Here is a 22,756-nt window from a genome sequence, read left to right on the forward strand (position 1 = left end):
CCGGTGACCGGCGCCAAACAGGAGGATGCCATCATGCCGCAGCTCGCCCCGTCCCGCCGCAACCTCCTCGCCCTGGCAGGCGCCGCCCTGCTGCCGGCGCCCGCGGTGCTGGCGCAGCGCAGCTTTCCCAGCCGGCCCATCCGCCTCATCGTCGCATTCGCGCCGGGCGGCAATTCCGACACGCTCGCGCGGCTGATCACCGGGAAGATGGCGGCGGCGCTGGGCCAGAACATCGTCGTCGACAACCGCGGCGGCGCCGGCGGCACGCTGGCGGCGGGCGCGGTCGCCTCGGCCCCGGCGGACGGACATACGCTGCTGTTCGACGCGGCCTCCTTCGTCGTCGCGCAATTCATCCATCGCTCGACGCCGTTCAACTACGAGCGCGACTTCGCGCCGGTCGGCATGGTCGCCGAGGTTCCCTACATCCTCGCCGTGCCGGCGAATGAGCGCCTGCGCGACCTGCGGGGCTTCCTCGACAAGGCCAAGGCGGACCGCGACGGGCTCTCCTACGGCACGCCGGGCGTCGGCAGCCCGGGGCACCTCGCCGGCGTGCTGCTGGCGCACCGGGCCGGGGTGAAGCTGGAGCACATCCCCTATCGCGGCGGGGCGGAGGTGGCGCGCGACCTCGCCGCAGGGACGCTGCCGGCGGGCATCCTCACCGCGAACTCGCTCAACCCCGTCGTGCAGGGCGGGCGGGCCGTCGCGCTCGCCGTCACCAGCGCGAAGCGTGGCGGCATCCCCGGCGTGCCGACGATCGCGGAGTCCGGCATCCCGGATTTCGACATCACGAGCTGGAACGCGATCTTCTGCCGCAGCGGCACGCCGGAGGAGGCGCGGCAGCGGCTGGAGGCGGCGATCGATGCCGCGACCTCGGATGCCGAGGTGAAGGCGCGCTTCGCCGAGATCGGCGCCGAGGCGACGGCCGCCGAGCCAGCGAAGCTCGGCGAGCGGCTGGTGCGCGAGCGGGCGCTGATCGAGCGGCTCATCCGCGACACGGGGATCAGCCTGGGCTGAACCCCCGCGGGGGCGCTCAGCCCGCCGTCACATGGACGGCAGGCCGGCGTCCGTCATTCCAGCGGCCGCCGATGGCGCGTTCCACCTGCGCGGCGAGTTGCAGCAGCAGGCCGTCATCGGCTTGCTTCGCCTGGGCCTGGATGCCGAGCGGCAGGCCGTTCTCCTGCGTGCCGAGGGGCATCGACAGGCCGGGGATGCCGCAGAGATTGGCGAGCGGCGTGTAGGCGAAGTTGCGCCAGAGATTGCCGAACCAGTCGTGGACGTCCGGATTGTCGCTGATCGTCAGGTATTCGGTGGTGCCGAGGCGGGGGGTGGGGAGCGCAGTGATCGGCGTCAGGATCACGTCCCACTGCTCGAAGAAGGCGCCGAAGGCGCGGGAGGTGGTGTTGAAGGCGGCCTGCATCCGGGCGCGCTCCGAGTAGGAAGTGTGGAGGCCGGCCTCCCAGATGCGGATGTTCATCGGCTCGACCAGGTCCTCCGGCGGGCGCGCAAGGCCGCGCGCGGCGATGAGGTTGGCGACCGTCTGGGCGAAATTGCTGATGTAGCAGGTGGTCTGGGCGGCGAAGGCGGCGCGGAAGTCGACGGCGGGCAAGGCCCAGTCGACATGGTGGCCGAGGCTTTCCAGCAGGCGCCCGGCGCGTTCCAGCTCGGCGACGAAGTGGGGCGTGGCGCGGTAGTCACCCCATTCGTGGGAGAGGGCGATGCGCAAGGGCTTGGGGTCGCGCTGGATGAGGGTGGTGTAGGGCTCGGGGGCGGACCAGTAGGGCATGAACTCGCCGGGGGCGCCGCCGCGGCAGTGGTCGAGGAAGGCCGCGGTGTCGCGGACGGTGCGGCTTTGGCAGCCCTGGGTCGAGACCAGGCTGGAGATGTCGGAGGCGTAGGGCGCGGTGGAGAAGACGCCGCGGGAGGGTTTCAGGCCGATATTGCCGCAGGCGCCGGCGGGGATGCGGATGGAGCCGCCGCCATCGGTCGCGTGGCTCAGCGGCAGGACGCCGGCGGCGAGCATGGCGCCGCAACCGGCGGACGAGCCGTTGGTGGTGTGGTCGAGGTTCCAGGGGTTGCGGGTGACGTAGACCGCGGGGTTCTCGGCGGAGGAGCAGCAGCCGAATTCGGGCGTCGTTGTGCGCCCGATGATGTTGAGGCCGGCCTGGCGGATGCGGGTGGTGAGGTAGGCGTCCGCCGTGGGGCGGTTTCCGCGCATGAGGCGGGAGCCCATCTCCTGCAGGCGGCCGGCGATGGTGGGGCCGAGATCCTTCATCAGCCAGGGTACGCCGGCGAAGGGGCCGGCGAGGTCGGTGCCGCCGGTGGCGGGGTCGGCGACGGCATCCTCGAAGACCTCGACCACGGCGGAGAGGGTGGGGTTGAGGCGGGCAATGCCGGCGGCGGCCTGGGTGGCGAGGTCGCGCGCGGTCAGCTCACCTTTCCGGACGAGGGCGGCGAGGCCGGTGGCGTCCTGTTGCGTCCATTCGTCCCAGCTCATGCTCAATGTCATCGGTGGTGCCTTGGCCTCGAGTCCCGGTGGTGAGGGTATTGCAAAGGCGGGGCCAGGGCGACGCGGCTCCGCCGAGCCCGGTGGTCAGCTGGCCGGGCGCCGCGCGAAAGCGAGGCCGAGGCCGAGCGCGACCATGGCGCCGCCCGAGGCCTCGCGCAGGCGGCGGACCAGGGTGGGGCGCGCCGCGGCGCCGTCGCGGAGGCGGCTGGCCGCCAGGGCGATGGCGATATCGGCCAGGGTGTTGAGCGCCACCGACAGGAAGCCGAGCAGCAGGAATTGCAGGCCGGGCCGGCCGGCCGCCGGGTCGAGGAATTGCGGGACGAAGGCGAGGAAGAAGGCGGCCGTCTTCGGGTTCAGGACCTCGACCAGCACGCCCTCGCGGAAGGCGCGCCCTGCCCCGATGGCGGGCGTGGTGGCGGCGAGGCCAGGCATTGCCTCGCGCCGGGCCATCAGCAGGGTGCGGAGGCCGAGCCAGACGAGGTAGGCGGCGCCGATCAGCTTCAGCGCGGTGAACAGCTCGGCGCTGGCGAGCAGGATGGCGGAGACGCCGAGGCTGCCGGCGGCGACATGGACCATGCCGCCGAGGCCGGTGCCGATGCTAGAGGTCACGCCCTCCGCCCGGCCGCCAGCCAGGCTGCGCGCGGCGACGTAGAACAGGCCCGGGCCGGGCGTCACGGCGAGCAGCGCGGCGGCGGCGAGGTAGAGGGCGAGTTGCGACAGGTCCGGCATGGCGAGGACCTCGGCGGATGTGGGATGGGGGCCGGTTCTCGCGCATCCCGCTTCCGCCATCAATGCGGGCGACCCGTGCTGCCTCAGCGCAGCGCCAGGCCGGTCGCCGGCGCCAGGCGGGCCCGCGCCTCACGCAGCCGGTCGAGGCGGGTGTCGATGGCGGCCAGCTCCTGGTCGAGGGCGGCGTAGAAGCGCCGGGCGAAGTTGGACATCTCCGGCGGCAGGGGGCGCTGCTCCTCGCGCAGGCGGTGCAGGCGGGCGGCGTACCAGCGGAGGTTGGGCTCCAGCGCGTGCTGGCGGGGCGTGGCCAGGATCTCGGCGAGCCAGCGGCGGTAGGGGCCGAGCGTCGGGTCGTCGTAAAAGACGAGGCCGAGTTCGGTTTCATAGACTTCGTTGGACGGCCAGGCGGGGGCGCTGAGGGCGATGGCGCCGGGGCGGACGGGCAGCGTGCCGAAATCGAGCACGGCGCGACGGGCGGCGGGGTCGGCGAAGGCGGCTTCGGGGTCGAGCAGGGCTGCGTCGCTGGCGCGGCGCATGAGGTTGACGAACTCGTTCTTCGGCACGGGGAAGTCGAGGATGGCGAGCGGCAGCGGCATGTGCGTCGGCCAGGGCTGCCAGAAGCCGGCGGCGGCGAGGGCGTTGTGCGCCAGGTGGATGCAGTTGTCCTGGAAGAGCGACCAGCGGAACTCGCGCTCGCCGCGGCGGTAGGGGGCGTTCTCGGCATTGAGGAAGCGGATCATCGCCAGCATCTGCGGGCGCGTCACCGGCACCCGCGCGCAGTAGCGGCCGCGGCCGAGGCCGACGGCGTAGTCGGTGGCGATGGAGATCTCGTATTTGGCGGCCTCGCGCGGCAGGCCGGGGGGCGCCTTGGCGAAGGCCTCGTCGTGGAAGGCGACCTCGTCATAGAGGCGGAGACGGCGGGCCTCGGCCTGAACCTCGGCGTAGCGGGCGCGGGTGAGGGTCTCGCCGGGGCGGAGGTTGCCCTCGAAGAAGAAGTCGCGGCCGGGGATGGCCACCCACTTCGCGTTGCGGAAATGGGCGTTCATCGAGAGGCCGACGCCCTCCTCCGGGCCGGCGCCGGGGGTGTCGCAGGGGATGAGGGTGCCGCCCGGGCCGCGGCAGGCGCCGTTGAGATAGAGCACGGCATGGCCGCCGATATCGCCGCGGATCTCGGCACCGAAGCCGGGGCGCTTGCGGATCTGGGAGAGGGCGCAGAACTCGGCATACCAGGGGAAGGCGGCGGCATAGCCGGGCTCGGGGTCGGCGATGCCGGGGCGGGTGAAGTCGACCGTGCCGCAGGCGGCGAGGCTGATGGCGGCCAGGAATGCGAGCAGGCGGCGCAGGAGTCCGGACATCGGCCCTTCGACTGGTGGTTGAGTGGGGCCGGAACGTTTGCGGGTCGTTCGGGTTGCGGGCCGGATGGTGACAGGCGCGTCAGGCGTCGTCCCCTCCCCCATCGCAGCGGGTGGGGCTTCGCGCCGGCCGTGGGGCGGCTAGACTGGCGGGCAATCAGGGAGAGGATGGACGATGCGCCTGGACAACACGGCCCTGCCGCAGGACTGGCCGAACGGGGCCTATGCGGCGCGGATCATGACGGCTGAGGGGCCGAGCGCCATCGGGTTGCTGAACGGGGCGGCCTTCGACATGACGCCGGCCTTCGGCACGGTGAGCGCCTGGCTGAACGAGGCGGAGCCGGTGGCGGCGATCCGCAACCGCGGCGTGCCGGTGCCGTTCGACCTGCCGGCGGTGCTGGCCAACAGCCACCATGCGGCGCGCGACACGGCGAAGCCCTGGCTGCTGGCGCCCATCGACCTGCAGGCGGTGAAGGCCTGCGGCGTGACCTATGTGCGCAGCATGCTGGAGCGGGTGATCGAGGAGCGCTGCCGGGGCGATGCAAGCCAGGCGGAGGCGGTGCGCGCCGAGGTGCGGCAGATCATCGGCGACGACCTCGCCACGCTGCGGCCCGGCAGCGCGGAGGCGCGGGCGGTGAAGGCGGCGCTGATGGAGAAGGGTTGGTGGAGCCAGTACCTCGAGGTCGGCATCGGGCCGGATGCGGAGATCTTCAGCAAGTGCCAGCCGATGGCGTCCGTCGGCATCGGCGCCAAGATCGGCGTGCATCCGACGAGCGAGTGGAGCAACCCGGAGCCGGAAGTCGTGCTCGCGGTGAATGCGCGGGGGGCGATACTCGGAGCGATGCTCGGCAATGACGTGAACCTGCGGGATGTCGAGGGGCGGTCGGCGCTGCTGCTCGGCCGCGCCAAGGACAACAATGCGGCCTGTGCGCTCGGGCCGCTGCTGCGGCTGTTCGATGACGGGTTCACGCTGGAGGATGTGCGGCGGGCGGAGATCGCGCTGACCATCGAGGGGCGGGACGGGTTCAGGCTGGAGGAGACGGGGGCGGTGGGCTCGATCAGCCGCGACCCGACGGAGGTGGTGGACCAGCTCATCGGGCCGCATCACCAGTATCCCGATGGGGCGGTGCTGTTCCTCGGTACGCCCTTCTCGCCGAGCAAGGATCGGGGCGCGGTGGGGATGGGCTTCACCCATCACCCGGGCGACGTGGTGCGGATCGCCTCGGCGCGGCTCGGGGCGCTGGTCAATGAGGTGGACCGGACGGATGGCTGCCCGCCCTGGACCTTCGGCGCCGGGGCGCTGATGGCGAACCTCGCCCGGCGGGGGCTGCCGCGGGCATGAGGGAGGAAAGCGGGCGGCTCGACCGCGGGGACGGGGTGGAGCTGGCCTGGCGGCGGGTCGCCGGGCGGGGGCCGGGGGTGGTGTTCCTCGGCGGGTTCCGCAGCGACATGACGGGGACGAAGGCGGAGGACCTGGCCGCCTTCTGCGTGGAGACGGGGCGGGCCTTCCTCCGCTTCGACTATTCGGGGCATGGGGCCAGCGGGGGCGCGTTCGAGGCCGGGAGCATCGGGCGCTGGGCGGCGGATGCGGAGACGGCGATCAGCGCGCTCACCGAGGGGCCGCAGGTGCTGGTGGGGTCCTCGATGGGGGGGTGGATCTCGCTGCTGCTGATGCGGAGGCGGCCGGAGATGATGGCGGGGTTTGTCGGCATCGCGGCAGCGCCGGACTTCACCTTGCGGATCGAGGCGGCGCTGGCGCCAGCGGCGCGGGAGGCGCTGGAGCGGGAGGGGGTGTGGCATCGGCCGAGCGCCTATGGCGACCCCTACCCCATCACGCGGGAGCTGTTGGAGGATGGGCGGCGGAACCTGGTCCTCGATGGGCCGGTGGCGCTCGCGGTGCCGGTGCGGCTGTTGCAAGGGCAGCAGGACCCGGATGTGCCGTGGGAGACGGCGCTCGACATCGCGGAGGCGGTGACGGGCGGGGATGTGCAGGTGGTGCTGGTGAAGGATGGCGATCACCGGCTGTCACGGCCGCAGGATCTGCAACTGCTCCGGCAGGTGGTCGAGGCGCTTCTCTTCACCTCCGACCCGAAGCGGATGCCCGCTTTACTTGCCTAGCCTGAAACGAACCAAGCGACCGCGCCGGACGAAGTCTTATAAAATCTAACCCCCGGTCGGACCTGTTCTCATTCGGCGGCTACCGCGGTCGGCTCGCGCCGGGCGGTCAGCAGGCCGAGCCGCTTCTTCAGTGAGACGATGTGGTAGATCGTCTTGAAGGCCATGACCGGCAGCGCCATGCGCCAGCTGCCGCGGATATTGCCGGCCAGCAGGCTGATCAGCCCGTCGCGCATGCCGAGTGTGTTGCGCGGCGCCATGAAGAGGCTGCGCAGGGCCGGCGTGTTGATGCGGTAGATCAGCCAGGCGATGCGGGCCATGGCTTGGCGCATGTCGCGCTCCATCCGCCTTGCCAGCACGCGGGCGCGGGCCGGCTCCTCCAGCCACGCATCGGCCACCTCGGCACCCCGCTCGGCCGAGGTCATCGCCAGCAGCACGCCGGAGGAGAAGACCGGGTCGAGGAAGGCGAAGGCATCGCCGATCATCATCCAGCCCTCGCCCCAGGACGTCGTGGCGTCGTAGGAGAAGTTGCCGGTGCTGACGACCTCGCCGATCAGCTCCGCGTTCCGCATGCGGGCGTTGACGGTGGGGCTGGATGCGAGCCGCTCCATCAGCAATTCATGCGGCGAGCCCCGGCGATTCCTGAAGGCCGCCTGGTTGCCGACGAAGCCTACGCTCATCACGTCGTCGGGCAGCGGGATCAGCCAGAACCAGCCATCCTCGACGAGATGGACGCTGATATAGCCCTCAAGCTCGCCTGTGCGCCGCTCGACGCCACGGAAATGGCCGAAGAGCGCGGCGGTGCTGTTGAATTTGTTGGCGCGCTTGCTGCGCAGCTTGGCCGCAAGCAGCGTGTCGCGGCCCGAGGCGTCCAGCACGAAGCGCGGCGCGAAGTGCCGTGGCTGGCCATCCGGCCCCATGGCGTGCACGCCGGCGCGGCCGCCGGGCGGGGCGAACTCCACTTCGGTGACGCGGGTGTCCTCGGCCACGCTTGCCCCGCGCGCCGCGGCGTTGCGGAACAGCATGGCGTCGAAATCCGCGCGCCGCACCTGCCAGCTGTAGGGGTAGCGCTTGTCGAGGCCGTTGGCGAAGGAGAACTGCACCGCGCGGCCTGTGTCGTCGGCGACGAATTCGGCGCCCGGCTTCAGGACGCCCATGGCCGCGACCTGTTCGCGCAGGCCGAGGCGGTCGAAGATCGCGGTGTTCAGCGGCAGCAGGGATTCGCCGATGTGGAAGCGAGGATGCGCGCCCTTCTCAAGGAGCACCACGCTGCGCCCGCGCGCGGCCAGGACGGCCGCAGCCGTGCTGCCGGCGGGGCCGCCGCCAATGATCAGGATATCGCATTCCTCGACCGCCATTCCGCTGCCCGCACATTGGTGACGCGGCCGTGTAACAGGCAGTTTCAGAAGCGGGAAGTTTCAACTCGGACATGCGCGGGCCGCTCCTCGCCGCGGAGGATCGCGGCCAGCCCCTCGCGGTAGGTCGGGTAGCGCCAGGCAATGCCGAGCGCCGCCTTGGTCGCCGCGTTCGCCACACGGCGGTTCTCGGCCCAGAAGCTGCGGCCCATGGGAGACATGGTGCGGGCGGCCTCCTCGTAGGGGATCGCGGGCGGCGGGGGGAGGCCGAGGAGGCGGGCGGCTTCCTCCGTCACCAGGGCGCTTTCGGCGGGCTCGTCGTCGACCAGGTGGAGGATGCGGGTGACGGGCGGCAAGGACTGGCGAAGGGCGGCGGCGACGGCCAGGGCGATGTCGTCGCGGTGGATCCGGCTGAAGGCGTGGCCGGGCTTCAGCGTGCGGCGGGCGGTGCCGGCCTGCATCTCCTCGATGGCGCTGCGGCCGGGGCCGTAGATGCCCCCGACCCGGAAGATGTCGAGGGCGCGGCCGGTGCTGGCCGCGCGCCAGGCCTCCTCGGCCTCGAGGCGACGGCGGCTGCGGTCCTGGCCTGGGGCGGGGGGCGTCGCCTCGTCGACCCAGGCGCCGGCGCGGTCGCCGTAGACGCCCGTCGTCGAGAGGTAGCCGATCCAGCGGAGGGCGGGGGCGGCGGCCAGGGCTTCGGCGTGGGTGGCGAGGACGGGGTCGCCGGCCTCGCCCGGGGCGGCGGTGACGAGGAGGTGCGTGGCGGTGGCCAGGGCCTCGCCGGCGGCGGCGAAGGGGATCACGCCGGGGCCGGAGGGGGCGCGGCTGGTGCCGGTGACGCGGAAGCCAAGCCGGGTGGCCTCTCGTGCTACGGCCTTGCCGGTATAGCCGAGGCCGGCGATCAGGAGGTGGGGCGAGGTCGGTTCGGTCATGTGGCTTATCTGGCGCCGCTGGGGGCGGGCGGCTAGACTGTGTGGTGTGAAGTCCGCCTCTCCTGTTCTCCTGGCCCTAATGGCCGCCGGTCTGGTGGTGGGTGCGGGCGGCATCGGCTGGGTCGCGCTGCGGGCGCCGGCCGAGGCGGAGGCGGCGAGCGAGGCCCTCCCCTTGCCGCCGGATGTGCCGCGGCTGGCTGAGGGGCCGGATTACGAGCGCTGCCTCGGGCTGGTGCGGACCGACCCGGATGAGGCGAGGAATTTCGCTGAGGGCTGGGAGATCGGTGGTGGCGGCGAGGGGGCGCGGCATTGCGGCGCCCTCGCCTTACTGGCGGCGGGCGAGCCGGAGCGGGCGGCGGAGCGGCTGGAGGGGCTCGGGCGGGCCAGCGGGGCGAGCGCGGCGACGCGGGCTTCGGTCTTCGCCCAGGCGGGGCAGGCATGGATGATGGCGGGCGATGCCGGGCGGGCCTATGGCGCGGCCACCATGGGGCTGACGCTGGCGCCGGACGATGCCGACCTGATGCTGGATCGGGCCGTCGCGCTCGGGACGCTCGGTCGCTACGCGGATGCGATGGATGACCTGAACCGGGTGATCGCGCTTGATCCGCAGCGGGCGGAGGCCTGGGTGTTCCGTGCGGCGGCAAACCGGCACCTCGATAAGGTGGATCAGGCGGCGGAGGATGTGAGGCGGGCGATCGCCCTCACGCCCGACAATGCGGAGGCGCTGCTGGAGCGGGGCATCATCCGCCAGCTCAAGGGCGATACCGTGGGGGCCAAGGCGGACTGGCAGCGGGCGGTTGCTCTCGCCCCGGACAGCGCGACGGCCGATTTGGCGCAGCAGAACCTGGCGTTGAACGAGGCAGGTCCGCAACGGCGTTGACCCTGTCGTGCGTTCACAGGGGCAGGAGACGCGGGCCGCTGCGGCTGGCGGCGCATTCCATTCATCCCGATTCGTGTCAGAAAGTTTCGACCAGTCATGGTCAGGCTTCATCGGCTTGATATCAACGGCCGCGCGAATAGGACTAGGTAATGTTCGACTTTCCTGCGGTGGCTACGCGCTCGCGGTATTTGGGCAAGGTCCTGCTTCTTGTTGTGCTCTTCGGGGCGACACTGCGCCTTCTTCATTATGCCGGTGGGCGACCGCTTTGGCATGACGAGGCGATGATTGCGCTGAACCTGTTTCGGCGTTCCTATCAGGACCTGCTGATGCCGCTGGATTACGACCAGTCGGCGCCCGTGCTGTGGCTGCTGGGGACGAAATTCGTCATCGGGCTGTTCGGGCCGGGGGAGATGGCGCTGCGGCTGATCCCGCTGCTGGCGGGGCTGGCCTCGCTCGGGTTCTTCGCGCTGGCGGTGCGGCGGAGCCTCGATGCGGCCGGGGCGGCGCTGGCGGTGCTGGTCTTCGCCATAGCCACGCCGCTGGTCTACTACGCGGCGGAGGCGAAGCAGTACGCGACCGATGTGCTGGTCTTCACCGTCTTCCTCTGGATGCTGGCGCGCTGGGGGCAGGGAATCCTGCGCTCCTGGGGCGGGGTGGCGCTGCTGGCGGGGGCGGGGGCGGTCTCGGTGCTGCTGAGCCTGTCCGCCGTCTTCGTGCTGTTCGGCGTCGGGGTGAGCCTGGCGGTGCAGCCGGTGCTGCGGCGGGATGGCGAAGCGGTGCTGCGGCTGGCCGTCATAGGTGCTGTGTGGCTGCTCTGCTTCGGCGCCGCCACCTATCTGGCGACGAGCGATTCCGGCTCGCTGGTCGCCGCGATGCGGAAATACTGGAGCGGGTGGTTCATCCCGCCCGCGCTCTTCATTCCCTCGCGCTTCGTCGCGGCGGTGCGGATCATGCTGCAGGTGCCGGAGGGGATGGGCTTCCCGGCCTCGAGCGTGATGCTGCTGGTGCTCTTCGCGGTGCTCGGGCTTTACGATACCTGGCAGAGGTCGCGGGTGCTGGCGCTGGCCCTTGTCCTGACCCTGGTCGGGGCGGTGGCGGCGTCGATGGCGCAGCTCTATCCGATGACGGCGCGCTTCGTGCTCTTCCTGGCGCCGGGCATGATCTACGTGCTGGCGGCCGGGGTGTCCTTCACCCTCCGCATGGTGCCGCGGTTGCGCTGGCCGGTGCTGGGCGTCGTCGCGCTGCTGGTGGGGCTGATGAGCTTCGAGACCTGGGCGCATCTGCGGATGACGCCGGCCTTCTCGCGGGAGCAGATCGACCGGAGCATCGAGGCGGTGCTGCGGAAGAAGCAGCCGGACGACCTTGTCTATGTCTATTACGCGGCGGTGCCAGCCTTCCAGATCTATGGGAAGGCGCTGGCGGCGGCGCCGGGGGGCGTCGTCTATGGCCGGGACGCGCGCTCGGACTGGACCTACATGCTGGCGGACATGCCCAAGCTTTGCGGCCGGCGGGTCTGGTTCCTCTGGTCGCACCCGGCCGACCTCAACGGGGTGAACGACGTGCGGCTCTTCGAATATGTCGCCGGCAGGGTGGGGCGGGTGCTGGAGCGGGATGTGTCGCGCGAGGCGGGCGCCACGCTGATCGACCTGACGGCGGCGGAACGCTGCGACGCGATGCCGATCGAGGAGCCCGGGCGGCCCTGGGTGCCGGGCCATCCGGGGTTCCGGCCGCTGCCGGCGTTGGCCAGCCCGTGATCCGCGGCCCTGGGATGCGCGGGGTGGGCCCGCGCATCCCAGGGGAGAGCCGGACAGGCCTGGTGCCGCGGCCTGTCAGCTGAAGGCGATGAGCTGACGGACGGCCTCGCCGGATTTGAGGCGGGCGAAGCCGGTGTTGATCTCGTCCAGCTTCAGCGTGCCCGAGATCAGGTGGTCGAGATGCAGGCGGCCCTGCTGCCAGAGCTTCAGCAGACGCGGCATGTCGACGCGGAAGTGGTTGGAGCCCATGGACGAGCCCTGGATCTTCCGCTCGCGCAGGAAGTCGAAGCCGTGCAGCTCGATCTTCACGCCGAAGGGGACCATGCCGATGATCGTCGCCGTGCCGCCGGGGCGGAGCATGGCGAAGCTCTGCTCGGCGGTCGCCTTCAGGCCGAGCGCCTCGAAGCTGTAGTGGACGCCGCCGCCGGTCAGCTCCCTCACCTGCTGCACCGGGTCGTCGTTGCCGACGAGGATGGTGTCGGTGGCACCCATGATGCGGGCGAGGTCGAGCTTCGATTGCAGCCGGTCGATGGCGACAATGCGCGAGGCACCGGCCAGCGCCGCGCCGTTCACCGCCGAGAGGCCGACGCCGCCGCAGCCGATGACGGCGACCGTCGAGCCTGCCTCGATCTTCGCGGTGTTGAAGACGGCGCCGACGCCGGTGATGACGCCGCAGCCGACCAGCGTCGCGCGGTCGAGCGGGATGTCCGGGTCGATCTTCACCAGGGCGTTCTCGTGGACCACCATCTGCTCGGCGAAGGCGGAGAGGTTGAGGAACTGGTTCATCACCTCGCCGCCTTTCCAGGACAGACGGCGGGACTGGCCCGGGACCATTTTCACCTCGGTGTTCTCGCAGAGCACCGTATGGCCCGTGGTGCATTGCGAGCAGGCGCCGCAGAAGACCGAAAGGCAGCCGATGACGTGGTCGCCGGGCTTGAGGTAGGTGACGTCGGAGCCGACGGCCTCCACTACGCCGGCGACTTCGTGGCCAGGGACGGTCGGCAGCGGGTGGGGATAGAGGCCCTCGATGAAGTGCAGGTCGGAGTGGCAGAGGCCGGCATAGGCGGTGCGCACCAGCACCTCGCGCGCCTTGGGCTTCTGCAGGGTGACCTCCTCGATGGTGAGCGGCTGGTTCACCTCGTGCAGGACGGCGGCCTTCATGGCGGGTTCCTCCCCTCTTGGACGGGGGGGACGATAGCATCTAGGCTCGGTCGTACCAGAGCGGGAGGAACGCCGGATGGAGCTGTTGCAGGAGCGCGCGGAGGGCGTGCTGTGGCTCACCATGAACCGACCGGAGGTGCTGAACGCCCTCGGCGGCAACATGATGTGGGACCTGCTCACCGCGCTGACCGAGGCGGCGACGGACCCCGAAATCGGCTGCGTGGTGCTGACCGGGGCGGGGCGCGGCTTCTCGGCGGGCGGCGACATGAAGGCGCGGGCGACGGGGGCGAAGCCGCCGCCGGCGACGCCCGAGGCCGGGGCGGATGAGCTGCGGAGCCGGATGGAGTGCTCGCGGCTGCTGCATGAGATGCCGAAGCCCACCATCGCCATGGTCAATGGCGTGGCGGCGGGCGCGGGGATGTCGCTGGCGCTGGCTTGCGACATGCGCATCGCCGGGACGAGTGCGCGGATGACGACCGCCTTCGCCAATATGGGCTTCTCGGGGGATTTCGGCGGGCACTACTTCCTGGCGAAGCTGGTGGGGCCGGCCAAGGCACGCGAGCTCTACTTCACCAGCGCGAAGCTCGATTCCGCGCAGATGGAGAAGCTTGGGTTGGTCAACCGGTTGGTGCCGGACGAGGAGCTGCGGGCGGAGACGGAGAAGCTGGCGCGGCAGCTCGGGCAAGGGCCGCGCGTCGCCTGGCGCTACATGAAGCGCAACATGAAGGTGGCCGAGGAAGGCACGCTCGCCGAGGCGCTGGATGCCGAGGCGATTGGCATGATGCGGACGCGCGAGACCGAGGACCACCAGGAAGCGCTGCGGGCCTTCATGGAGAAGCGGCCGCCGCGCTTCCAGGGGAAGTAGGCTCGGGCCTTCCCGTGCGGTCGGTCGCGCCTCAGGCGTCCATGTTCCAGCAGTCGACGTCCCATTTCCAGGCGCCGCCTTCCTGCTTCCATAGGACGACGTATTTCAGCGGCACCGGCGGCGCGTCCGGGGTGGTGAAGATCTCGGCGCGCCCGACTTCCGAGGCGCGGTCACCGGTGACGACCAGTTCAAGCGAGTGCAGCTTTGCCCTGGTCACGCCCAGGCTCGAGGCCGCGGAGCGCCAGTAGTCTTGGATGCCGCCGAGGCCGGAGATGGCCGGGACGCCGGGCGAGAGCAGCCGGGCCCCTGCCGTGTAGACCTGGGCCAGGATGCCGAAGTCTCGCTCGGCAACGGCCTTCTCGAAAAGAAGGTTGATGTTCTGGAATGCCTCGTTGGACATTGCCTTGCCTCCCTCCTGCCGGCGCAGCTTGCACGGGAAGGAGGGAAACAATCATCACGCCTGGTTGACGAAACCTAGAAGCGAAGCGGTACGGCCTGCACCACGAGTGGTAGGCTACGCACCTCCGCCAGCACCGGCTCCGGCATCGGCCCGTCGAGCGAGACGAGGCAGATGGCATCGCCCCCCTGGGCGGCACGGCCCAGGTGGAAGGTGGCGATGTTGATGCCGGCATTGGCCAGCGTCATGCCGAAGCGGCCGATGAAGCCGGGCTTGTCCTGGTTCGTCACGTAGAGCATGTGCGGGGCGAAGTCGGCCTCCACCGCGATGCCCTTGATCTCGACCAGGCGGGGCTTCGCGTCGCCGACCAGCGTGCCGGCGACGCTGCGGGTGCGGCCCTCCGTCACCACCGTCACGCGCAGCAGCGTAGCGTAGTCGCCGCGGCGCTCGTGGACCGTCTCGGCGACCTCGATGCCGCGCTCCTTCGCCACCACCGGCGCGTTCACCATGTTGACCGCACCCATCAGCGGGGTCAGCACGCCGGCGAGCGCGGCCGCCGTCAGCGGGCGGCGGTTGAGTTCGGCGACATGGCCCTCGTATTCGACGCGGATGGAGTGGATGGCGTCGTCCTGCGCGGCCGTGAGCTGGCCGGCCATGGCGCCGAGCAGGCGGGCCAGCTCCATGTAGGGCTTGAGGCGGGGGGCTTCCTCCGCCGTCACGCTCGGCATGTTGATGGCGTTGGAGACGGCGCCGGTCAGCAGGTAGTCGGCCATCTGGTCGGCGACCTGGAGGGCGACGTTCTCCTGCGCCTCGGCGGTGGCGGCGCCGAGATGCGGGGTGCAGACGACGTTCTCGAGGGCGAAGAGCGGGCTCTCCGTCGCGGGTTCGGTCTCGAAGACGTCGAGGGCGGCGCCGGCGACATGGCCTGATTGCAGCGCCTCGGCCAGCGCCTGCTCATCGACCAGCCCGCCGCGGGCGCAGTTGACGATGCGGACGCCGCGCTTGAGCTTCGCGATGTTCTGGCGGCTGAGGATGTTGCGCGTCTGCTCGGTCAGCGGCGTGTGCAGCGTGACGATGTCGGCGCGCTCGAGCAACTCGTTCAGCTCGACCTTCTCGACGCCCAGCTCGACGGCGCGCTTCTCGGAGAGGAAGGGGTCGAAGGCGACGACCTTCATCTTCAGGCCGACGGCGCGGTCGGCGACGATGGAGCCGATATTGCCGCAGCCGATCAGCCCGAGCGTCTTGCCGAAGAGCTCGACGCCCATGAAGCGGTTCTTCTCCCACTTGCCCGCCTTCGTCGAGGTGCTGGCCTCGGGAATCTGGCGGGCGAGGGCGAAGATCATGGCGATCGCATGCTCGGCGGTGGTGATGGCGTTGCCGTAGGGCGTGTTCATCACCACGACGCCGCGCGCGGTGGCGCTGGTGACGTCGACATTGTCGACGCCGATGCCGGCGCGGCCGACGACCTTGAGGTTGGGCGCGGCGTCGAGCAGCTCGCGCGTCACCTTGGTCGCGCTGCGGACGGCGAGGCCGTCATAGGGCGCGATGATGGCGCGCAGCTCGGCCGGCGACAGGCCGGGCCTGAAATCGACCTCGAGGCCGCGGCGCTTGAAGATCTCGATGGCGGCGGGGGAGAGCTTGTCGGAGATGAGGACGCGGGGCATCAGGCGGCGGCCTTCTGCTGCTCGGCCTCGACGCTCGTAAACGCCCAGTCGAGCCAGGGGAGCAGGGCTTCGATGTCGCTCGTCTCGACGGTGGCGCCGCCCCAGATGCGGAGGCCCGGAGGCGCGTCGCGGTAGGCGGCGGCGTCGAGGGCGACGCCCTCCTTCTCCAGCAGTCCGGCCAGCGACTTCGCCGCCTTGGCCTGGGCTTCGGCGTCGAGCGCAGTGAACCAGGGGGCCGTGATTCTCAGACAGATGGAGGTGCAGGAACGGGTCGCCGCGTCCTCGGCCAGGAAGTCGACCCAGGAGGTGCGGGCGACCCAGGCGGCGATGGCGGCGAGGTTGGCCTCGGAGCGGGCGATCAGGGCGAGCAGGCCGCCGATGGATTCGGCCCAGCGGAGGCCGTCCAGCGCGTCCTCGACGGCGAGCATGGAGGGCGTGTTGATGGTCTCGCCCTTGAAGATGCCCTCGTTCAGCTTGCCGTCCTTGGTCATGCGGAAGATTTTCGGCATGGGCCAGGCGGGCTTGTGGGACTCAAGCCGCTCGACGGCGCGGGGGCTCAACGCCAGCATGCCGTGGGCGGCCTCGCCGCCGAGGACCTTCTGCCAGGACCAGGTGACGACATCGAGCTTGTCCCAGCGGAGGTCCATGGCGAAGGCGGCACTGGTGGCGTCGCAGATGGCGAGGCCCTGGCGGCCGGCGGGAATCCAATCGGCGTTGGGGAGGCGGACGCCGCTGGTGGTGCCGTTCCAGACGAAGACGAGGTCGCGCGAAGCATCCACCGAGGCGAGGTCGGGGAGCTGGCCGTAGGGGGCGGCGATCACGCGGGCATCGGGCAGCTTCAGCTGCTTGATGACATCCGTGCCCCAGTCCTTGGAGAAGCTCTCCCAGGCCAGGACATCGACGCCGCGGGTGCCGAGGAGGGACCAGAGGGCCATCTCCACCGCGCCGGTATCGGAGGCGGGAACGATGCCAAGGCGCCAGTCGGCCGGCATGCCGAGCACGGCCTTGCTGCGGGAGATGACCTCGGCGAGGCGGGCCTTCGGCCCTGCGGCGCGGTGGCTGCGGCCGAGATAGGCGCCAGCGAGGGCGTCGAGGGTCCAGCCGGGGCGCTTGGCGCAGGGGCCGGAGGAGAATTGGGGGTTGGTCGGACGGAGTCCGGGCTTGGTGGCGCTTGCCATGATGCAGCTCCCTTCCAGAAGCGGATGCGCCCCGGTGGGGGGGCGTGGCCCGCCGGAAGGGGTAGATCAGGCCAGCAGCGAGAGCAAGGGGCTCGACGTGCCGCCGGAGGCGCTGCCGGCGGCGGCGATGACGTAGCGCTGGGCGAGCTTCTCCAGCGCCTTCGGGTCCTTGAGGTCGGCGAGTTTCAGGCGGGAGGTGATAGCGGCCGCCTGGGTCTCGATCGGCTGCACGACCATGGAATTCGGCAGGCCGAGCGCGCCGGTGATGACGCGGCGGAGCACGGTGTTGCCGAGGATGTTGTAGACGTTGGTCTCGCCCTTGGCATTCTTCAGGAAGTAGAGCGCGTCGGAGATGCCGGCATTCTTCTCGTCGAGCCCGGTGCGGTACTGGTACTCGAGGAAGCCGTCCATCATCTGCTGCTGGAGCTTCGGGTCCTTCAGGGCAGCGAGGCCGCGGGCCTTGAGGTCGAGCGTCTTGGCGGCGGCGGTGAAGCGCTTGTCGAGGCTGGCGAGAAGACCCTTGGGGTCCTTCGGGTCGGCAGTGAGGGCCTTCTGCACCAGGCCCGGATAGGCTGCCTGGTCGGCGAGGCCTAGGGCGGGAAGCAGGACATTCAGTACGCGCGGGTCCTGCAGGGCGGATTTCACGTCGCGCGCCTTGGCGATGGCGGTCTGGAATTGCTTCAGCGCGGTGAGGGTGACGGGATCCTTCTTTTCCTGGGCGACGCCCTTGGCTGTGGCGCCGGCGGCCTGGGCGGCTTTCAGCGCGGCGAGGCTGGAGGCCGCGTCGCCGGTATTGGCGGAGCCGGCGTCGGATGCGCCGAAGAGCACCGACGCCAGGGAGGCAGTGACCTGCATGGCGTCGGCAGTCTGGCGGGCGCGGGTTGAGGCGGCGTTAACGCGCCTCAGGTGATGACGGAGGGCGCGTCGCGGCCGGTGTGGCGGGCGATGCCGGCGATCTCCTGCGCAGCGGCGATGACGGGGGCCAGGACCTGCTGCACGGGGAGGGCATGGCGTGCGGCGTCGGGCTCGAAGCGTTCGAGATAGACGCGGAGGGTGGCGCCGACCGTGCCGGTGCCGGAGAGGCGGAAGACGGCGCGGGCATCCTCGGCGAAGAGGATGCGGACGCCCTGGGCAGCCGTTACCGAGCCATCGACGGGGTCGGTATAGGCGAAGTCGTCGGCGGCCGAGATGGTGAGGCCGGCGAAGCTCTGGCCGGGGAGCGAGGCGAGGCGCTCGCGGAGGGAGGCCATCAGCGCGTTGGCGGCTGTCGCGTCGACTTCCTCGTAGTCGTGGCGGGTGTAGTAGTCGCGGCCGTAGGTCGCCCAGTGTTCGAGGAGGATGGCGTCGGCGCGCTTGCCGGTGGCGGCGAGGATGTCGAGCCAGAGCAGCACGGCCCAGAGCCCGTCCTTCTCCCGCACATGGTCGGAGCCGGTGCCGGCGCTCTCCTCGCCGCAGAGGGTGATGCGGCCGGAATCGAGCAGGTTGCCGAAGAACTTCCACCCCGTCGGCGTCTCGAAGCAGGGGATGCCGAGGCGCTTCGCCACGCGGTCCACGGCGCGGCTGGTCGGCATGGAGCGGGCGACACCGGCGAGGCCGCGGGCGTAGCCGGGGGCGTGATGCGCCTGCGCGGCGAGGATGGCGAGGCTGTCGCTCGGGGTGACGAAATGGCCGGGGGCGACGATCATGTTGCGGTCGCCGTCGCCATCCGAGGCGGCGCCGAAATCGGGGGCGTCGGCACCCATCATCTCGGTCATCAGCGCCTCGGCATGGACCGGGTTGGGGTCCGGGTGGTGGCCGCCGAAATCGGGCAGCGGCGTCGCGTTGATCACCGTGCCGGCGGGGGCGCCGAGGCGGCGTTCCAGGATCTCTTGCGCGTAGGGGCCGGTGACCGCGCTCAGCGCGTCGAAGCGCATGCGGAAGCCGCGCTTGAACAGGCCGGCGATGCGGTCGAAGTCGACCAGGGTTTCCATCAGCGCGGCGTAGTTGGCGACGGGGTCGACGACCATCGCCACCATGCCCTCGATGCGGGTCTCGCCGATGCGGTCGAGGTCGAGGTCCGGCGTGTCGGTGGTGCGGTATTCCGTCAGCGTGGAGGCGCGGCGGTGGATGGCGCCCGTCACCTCCTCCGGCGCGGGGCCGCCATTCGCCATGTTGTACTTGATGCCGAAATCGCCCTCCGGCCCGCCCGGGTTGTGGCTCGCCGAGAGGATGATGCCGCCGATGGCGCCGCTGCTGCGGATCAGGGCGGAGGCGGCGGGGGTGGAGAGCAGGCCGCCCTGGCCGATCAACAGACGACCGACACCGTTGGCGGCGGCCAGGCGGATGGCGGACTGAATGGCCTCGCGGTTCAGGTAGCGGCCGTCGCCGCCGAGGACGAGCGTCGCGCCGCGCAGCCCCTCGCCCGCCGTCTCCAGGATCGCCTGGATGAAATTCTCGATGTAGTGCGGCTGGCGGAAGACCGTGACCTTCTTGCGCAGCCCCGAGGTGCCGGGCTTCTGGTCGGCGAAGGGGCTGGTGGTGATGGTACGGACGGGCATGAGGCGGTCTCCGGCTGGCGTGCGCATCATAGCGGCGGGCGGAGGATTGGCGATTCACGGCGGACGGAACGCGGGGGAACCGATCCGGCTTCCGGCTGTTCGCGCTGCATGACCCGATCCCAGGCTTCCGTCCTCATTCTGCTCGTCCTGCTGCTGATGCTGTTCTGGCTGGCGCCGGATGTGCCGCTGCTCGGCTTCGCCGCCGTGCTCCTGGCCATCGCGCTGCGGGCGGGAGGCGAGCCGCTGGCGTGGAAGACCGGGCTGCCGGATTGGGCGGCGGTGCTGGTCGTCGCCGTACTGGTGGTGGTGGTGATCGGCCTGGCGGGCTGGGCGGCGGCGGGGCCGTTGACCGAACAGGCGCGGGAGCTGGCGCAGCAACTGCCGAAGAGCCTCGAAGCGCTGCGCGGGCGGCTGGCCGATACCGGCTGGGGCGACTGGGTGCTGCATCAGGTGGATCCGGGGCGGATCTTCGGCAGCGGCGGGGCGGAGAATGCCGCCGCCGCGGCGGCCTCGGCGGCGAGCACGACGCTCGGCGGGCTCGGCAATGCGGTGCTGGTGGTGCTGCTCGCGCTCTATCTCGCGGTGCAGCCGGAGGGGTATGTGCGTGGGCTGCGGCATCTCTTCGCTCCGGCGCTCGACGAGCAAGTGCGGGAGACGCTGGAGGAGGCGGGGCATACGCTGCGCGGCTGGCTGCTGGGCCAGGCCTTCGCCATGGTGGTTGCCGGGACGCTGACCTGGATCGGGCTGATGCTGCTCGGCGTGCCGCTCGCGGGACTGCTGGCGACCATTATCGCAGTGCTGAATTTCATCCCCGTGATCGGGCCGCTGATCGGCGCTGTGCCGGCCATGCTGCTGGCGCTGACGCAGGACCCGCTGCTGCCCTTCTGGGTGCTTGGCCTCATCGTGCTGGTGCAGACTGTCGAGGGGAATTTCCTGACGCCGATGGTGCAGAGCAAGACGGCGGACCTGCCCCCTGCCCTGCTGCTCGTCACCCAGGTGCTGACGGGGGCGCTGTTCGGGCTGCTCGGCGTGGCGCTGGCGGCGCCGCTCTCGGCGCTGGGGCTCGTCGTCGTCAGGAAGGGCTATGTGGAGGGGTGGCTGGACTGGCCGCGGGAGAAGAAGGAAGGCTGACGCGATCAGGGAGGGCGCTGCCCTCCCCGAACCCCTCCCGCCAGGCCGGAACCCGGCCTGGACCAGTCAGAGTTGGGCTTCGCCGCTTAACACCGGAACACACCCTCCGCCGACGGTGGCACGGATGCCGTCTGGCATGCGGCGGGCGGTGGTGCGGAGCAGGCTGGGGCGGCCCATCTCGACGCCCTGCAGGATGTCGATGGCGTGGCGCTCGGCGCCGCTCAGCGAGAGCAGGAAGCCGGTGAGCGGCGTGGCGGCGCTGCCGGTCGCGGCATCCTCCGGCGTGCCGGAGAGCGGCGAGAACATGCGGGCGCGGAGGCGCTCACCATCCCGGCGGTAGAGGTAGAGGGAGAGGCGGCCGCCGAGCGCGGGCAGCGTCTCGACGGCGCGGCGGAAGGCGGCGTGGTCGGGGGCGGCGGTGGCGAGGGCTTGGGGCGTCACTTCGAGCAGGACGCGGGGGTTGCCGCCGTCGGAGGCGAGGGTCGGCGCGTGGCGGGCGGTGAGGATGGCCTCGGCCGGGATGCCGGCGCAGGCGGCGATGGGAGCGAGCGGGAGGGCTTCGCCGATCGTCAGCGGCTGGGGGGCGGCGACGGTGGTCGAGAGGACGGCGCCGGCGGCGTCGCGTTCGACCGCGATCTCGACGAGGCCGGCCAGTTGCTCGAAGCGGAGGATGCCGTCGCGGGCGCGGTCGGCGAGGACATAAGCGGTGCCGACATTGGGATGGCCGGCAAAGGGCATCTCGGCGGTGCGGTTGAAGATGCGGACGCGGGCGGTGTTCGCGGGATCATCGGGGGGCAGGACGAAGGTGGTCTCGCTCAGATTGAACTCGCTGGCGAGGGATTGCATCTCGGCATCCGAGAGGCCGCGCGCGTCGGGGAAGACGGCGAGCTGGTTGCCGCCGAAGCGGCGGTCGGTGAAGACGTCGAGGGTGACGAAGGGGAAACGCCTCATCCGATGCGGGCCAAGTCGAGGGTGACGGCGTGGTTCAGCGGGCCATGGCCGCGGCCGAAGCCGGGGGCGGCGAGGATGGCGGCGCGGACATAGCGACGGGCGCGGGCGACGGCCTCGGCCAGCGGCAAGGCCTGGGCGAGGCCGGCGGCGATGGCGCTGGCGAGGGTGCAGCCGGTGCCGTGGGTGTGCCGGGTCTCGATGCGGGTGTCCTCGAAGCGGATGATGCCCTCAGGGGTGCCGAGCAGGTCGACGAGAACCGGGCCGTCGAGATGGCCGCCCTTCAGCAACACCGCTTCGGCGCCGAGGGCGAGCAAGGCGGGCATGGCGGCCAGCATCTCGGCTTCGGCGGTGATGCGGAGGCCGGTCAGCACCTCGGCTTCGGGGAGGTTCGGGGTGATGAGCGTAGCGCGGGGGATGAGGCGGCGCTTCAGCGTCTCGACCGCATCGGGTTGCAGCAGGGGGTGGCCGCCCTTCGCCACCATGACCGGGTCCGCGACGAGGGGGATGCCAGGGGGGAGCGCGTCGCAGACCGCCGAGATGGTCGGGCTGTCGTGCAGCATGCCGGTCTTCAGCGCGTCGGCGCCGAGGTCGCGGAGGACGACCTCCATCTGCTGGCGGATGAACTCCGTCGGGATGGGGAGGACGCCGTGGACGCCCTCGGTGTTCTGCGCGGTGAGAGCGGTGATCGCCGTCATGGCGAAGCCGCCGAGGGCAGTGACCGCCTTGATGTCGGCCTGGATGCCGGCGCCGCCGCCAGAATCGGAGCCGGCGACGATGAGGACGCGGCCCTTCATGCGGTGATCCGGGCGCGGATGGTGGCGGCCAGCGATTCGACGGTTTCGGTGACGAGGGCTTCGTCCTCTGCCTCGGCCATGACGCGGATCAGCGGCTCGGTGCCGCTGGCGCGGATCAGGATGCGGCCGCGGTCGCCTAAGCGCTCCTCGAAGGCGGCGATCTCGCGCTGCACGGCATCGTCCTTCAGCGGCGAGGCGCCGGCGAAGCGGACATTCACCAGGCGCTGCGGCAGCGGGGTGAAGCGGCGGCAGACCTCGCTGGCGGGGCGCTTCTCCTGGACGAGGACGGAGAGGACCTGGAGGGCGGCGATGAGGCCGTCGCCCGTCGTGGCGAAGTCGGCCATGATGACGTGGCCCGACTGCTCGCCGCCGAGGTTGCAGCCGGCATCGCGCATCCGCTCGCCGACATAGCGGTCGCCGACGGCGGTGCGGAGGAGGTTGAGGCCGAGGCCCTT

The 22,756-nt window shown here is 71.1% G+C and carries 20 protein-coding genes and 1 pseudogene; 7 read left to right on the forward strand and 14 right to left on the reverse strand.

From position 1 onward, the window contains the following. Nucleotides 1–33: 33 nt before the first annotated feature. Nucleotides 34–1,014: a Bug family tripartite tricarboxylate transporter substrate binding protein gene (locus EP26_RS06870; protein WP_043337381.1), complete on the forward strand. Its 981-nt coding sequence runs from the start codon at nucleotides 34–36 to the stop codon at nucleotides 1,012–1,014. Nucleotides 1,015–1,030: 16 nt separating this feature from the next. Here the strand turns inward: EP26_RS06870 and EP26_RS06875 are convergent, their stop codons facing one another. From EP26_RS06875 to EP26_RS06885, 3 genes are all read right to left on the reverse strand, one after another. Beyond that, complete coding sequence (locus EP26_RS06875) at nucleotides 1,031–2,494, reverse strand: amidase (protein ID WP_245624308.1); 1,464 nt, start codon at nucleotides 2,492–2,494, stop codon at nucleotides 1,031–1,033. A gap of 96 nt (nucleotides 2,495–2,590) precedes the next feature. Continuing rightward, nucleotides 2,591–3,235: a LysE family translocator gene (locus EP26_RS06880; protein WP_043337291.1), complete on the reverse strand. Its 645-nt coding sequence runs from the start codon at nucleotides 3,233–3,235 to the stop codon at nucleotides 2,591–2,593. 83 nt (nucleotides 3,236–3,318) lie between these two features. Next, a complete protein-coding gene (locus EP26_RS06885; RefSeq protein ID WP_043337293.1) occupies nucleotides 3,319–4,590 on the reverse strand; it encodes a hypothetical protein in 1,272 nt (423 codons plus the stop codon). Between the two features lie 172 nt (nucleotides 4,591–4,762). Between EP26_RS06885 and EP26_RS06890 the strand changes: the two genes are divergently transcribed. After that, nucleotides 4,763–5,929 (forward strand): fumarylacetoacetate hydrolase family protein, encoded by a 1,167-nt coding sequence (locus EP26_RS06890; RefSeq protein WP_043337296.1) that lies wholly within the window; start codon nucleotides 4,763–4,765, stop codon nucleotides 5,927–5,929. Beyond that, complete coding sequence (locus EP26_RS06895; RefSeq protein WP_052388889.1) at nucleotides 5,926–6,705, forward strand: alpha/beta hydrolase; 780 nt, start codon at nucleotides 5,926–5,928, stop codon at nucleotides 6,703–6,705. The genes EP26_RS06890 and EP26_RS06895 overlap by 4 nt, the downstream gene beginning before the upstream one ends. 68 nt (nucleotides 6,706–6,773) lie before the next feature. Here the strand turns inward: EP26_RS06895 and EP26_RS06900 are convergent, their stop codons facing one another. After that, nucleotides 6,774–8,060 (reverse strand): NAD(P)/FAD-dependent oxidoreductase, encoded by a 1,287-nt coding sequence (locus tag EP26_RS06900; RefSeq protein WP_052388890.1) that lies wholly within the window; start codon nucleotides 8,058–8,060, stop codon nucleotides 6,774–6,776. A gap of 44 nt (nucleotides 8,061–8,104) precedes the next feature. Next, nucleotides 8,105–8,989 (reverse strand): SDR family oxidoreductase, encoded by an 885-nt coding sequence (locus EP26_RS06905; protein WP_043337298.1) that lies wholly within the window; start codon nucleotides 8,987–8,989, stop codon nucleotides 8,105–8,107. A 79-nt stretch (nucleotides 8,990–9,068) separates the two neighbouring features. On the opposite strand from EP26_RS06905, the gene EP26_RS06910 reads away from it, so the two are divergent. Continuing rightward, nucleotides 9,069–9,869 (forward strand): tetratricopeptide repeat protein, encoded by an 801-nt coding sequence (locus EP26_RS06910; RefSeq protein ID WP_245624309.1) that lies wholly within the window; start codon nucleotides 9,069–9,071, stop codon nucleotides 9,867–9,869. A gap of 281 nt (nucleotides 9,870–10,150) precedes the next feature. Continuing rightward, nucleotides 10,151–11,623, forward strand: coding sequence for a glycosyltransferase family 39 protein (locus EP26_RS06915; protein WP_169747367.1), 1,473 nt, complete (start codon nucleotides 10,151–10,153; stop codon nucleotides 11,621–11,623). 75 nt (nucleotides 11,624–11,698) lie between these two features. On the opposite strand, the gene EP26_RS06920 is transcribed toward EP26_RS06915, so the two are convergent. Continuing rightward, nucleotides 11,699–12,784: a Zn-dependent alcohol dehydrogenase gene (locus EP26_RS06920; RefSeq protein WP_043337300.1), complete on the reverse strand. Its 1,086-nt coding sequence runs from the start codon at nucleotides 12,782–12,784 to the stop codon at nucleotides 11,699–11,701. Nucleotides 12,785–12,860: 76 nt separating this feature from the next. Here EP26_RS06920 and EP26_RS06925 point away from each other — a divergent pair, with 76 nt between their 5' ends. After that, nucleotides 12,861–13,649 carry an enoyl-CoA hydratase gene (locus tag EP26_RS06925; protein ID WP_043337303.1) on the forward strand — a complete coding sequence of 263 codons (789 nt, stop codon included), beginning with the start codon at nucleotides 12,861–12,863 and terminating at the stop codon, nucleotides 13,647–13,649. Nucleotides 13,650–13,680: 31 nt separating this feature from the next. On the opposite strand, the gene EP26_RS06930 is transcribed toward EP26_RS06925, so the two are convergent. From EP26_RS06930 to EP26_RS06950, 5 genes are all read right to left on the reverse strand, one after another. Next, on the reverse strand, nucleotides 13,681–14,049 hold the full coding sequence (locus EP26_RS06930; protein WP_043337306.1) for a YybH family protein: 369 nt from the start codon (nucleotides 14,047–14,049) through the stop codon (nucleotides 13,681–13,683). A 74-nt stretch (nucleotides 14,050–14,123) separates the two neighbouring features. After that, on the reverse strand, nucleotides 14,124–15,710 hold the full coding sequence (gene serA, locus EP26_RS06935) for a phosphoglycerate dehydrogenase (RefSeq protein ID WP_043337308.1): 1,587 nt from the start codon (nucleotides 15,708–15,710) through the stop codon (nucleotides 14,124–14,126). Further along, on the reverse strand, nucleotides 15,710–16,888 hold the full coding sequence (locus tag EP26_RS06940; RefSeq protein WP_043337311.1) for a phosphoserine transaminase: 1,179 nt from the start codon (nucleotides 16,886–16,888) through the stop codon (nucleotides 15,710–15,712). The genes serA and EP26_RS06940 overlap by 1 nt, the downstream gene beginning before the upstream one ends. A 66-nt stretch (nucleotides 16,889–16,954) precedes the next feature. Continuing rightward, nucleotides 16,955–17,743 (reverse strand): DUF1217 domain-containing protein, encoded by a 789-nt coding sequence (locus EP26_RS06945; RefSeq protein ID WP_043337312.1) that lies wholly within the window; start codon nucleotides 17,741–17,743, stop codon nucleotides 16,955–16,957. A 47-nt stretch (nucleotides 17,744–17,790) separates the two neighbouring features. Further along, complete coding sequence (locus EP26_RS06950) at nucleotides 17,791–19,425, reverse strand: alpha-D-glucose phosphate-specific phosphoglucomutase (protein ID WP_043337313.1); 1,635 nt, start codon at nucleotides 19,423–19,425, stop codon at nucleotides 17,791–17,793. 108 nt (nucleotides 19,426–19,533) lie between these two features. Here EP26_RS06950 and EP26_RS06955 point away from each other — a divergent pair, with 108 nt between their 5' ends. Beyond that, nucleotides 19,534–20,556 (forward strand): AI-2E family transporter, encoded by a 1,023-nt coding sequence (locus tag EP26_RS06955; RefSeq protein ID WP_043337314.1) that lies wholly within the window; start codon nucleotides 19,534–19,536, stop codon nucleotides 20,554–20,556. Nucleotides 20,557–20,622: 66 nt separating this feature from the next. Here EP26_RS06955 and EP26_RS06960 read toward each other — a convergent pair whose 3' ends face one another. From EP26_RS06960 to EP26_RS06970, 3 genes and pseudogenes are all read right to left on the reverse strand, one after another. Continuing rightward, nucleotides 20,623–21,507, reverse strand: a complete 885-nt coding sequence (locus tag EP26_RS06960) for a PhzF family phenazine biosynthesis protein (RefSeq protein WP_043337315.1) — start codon at nucleotides 21,505–21,507, stop codon at nucleotides 20,623–20,625. Next, on the reverse strand, nucleotides 21,504–22,301 hold the full coding sequence (gene thiD / locus EP26_RS06965) for a bifunctional hydroxymethylpyrimidine kinase/phosphomethylpyrimidine kinase (protein WP_043337317.1): 798 nt from the start codon (nucleotides 22,299–22,301) through the stop codon (nucleotides 21,504–21,506). Before thiD ends, EP26_RS06960 begins: the two co-directional genes overlap by 4 nt. Beyond that, nucleotides 22,298–22,756, reverse strand: a pseudogene (locus EP26_RS06970) (phosphoglucosamine mutase); the annotation flags it as partial. The pseudogene EP26_RS06970 and the gene thiD, both read right to left, overlap by 4 nt.

The organism is Belnapia moabensis DSM 16746 (assembly GCF_000745835.1).
GTDB classification, from domain to species: domain Bacteria; phylum Pseudomonadota; class Alphaproteobacteria; order Acetobacterales; family Acetobacteraceae; genus Belnapia; species Belnapia moabensis.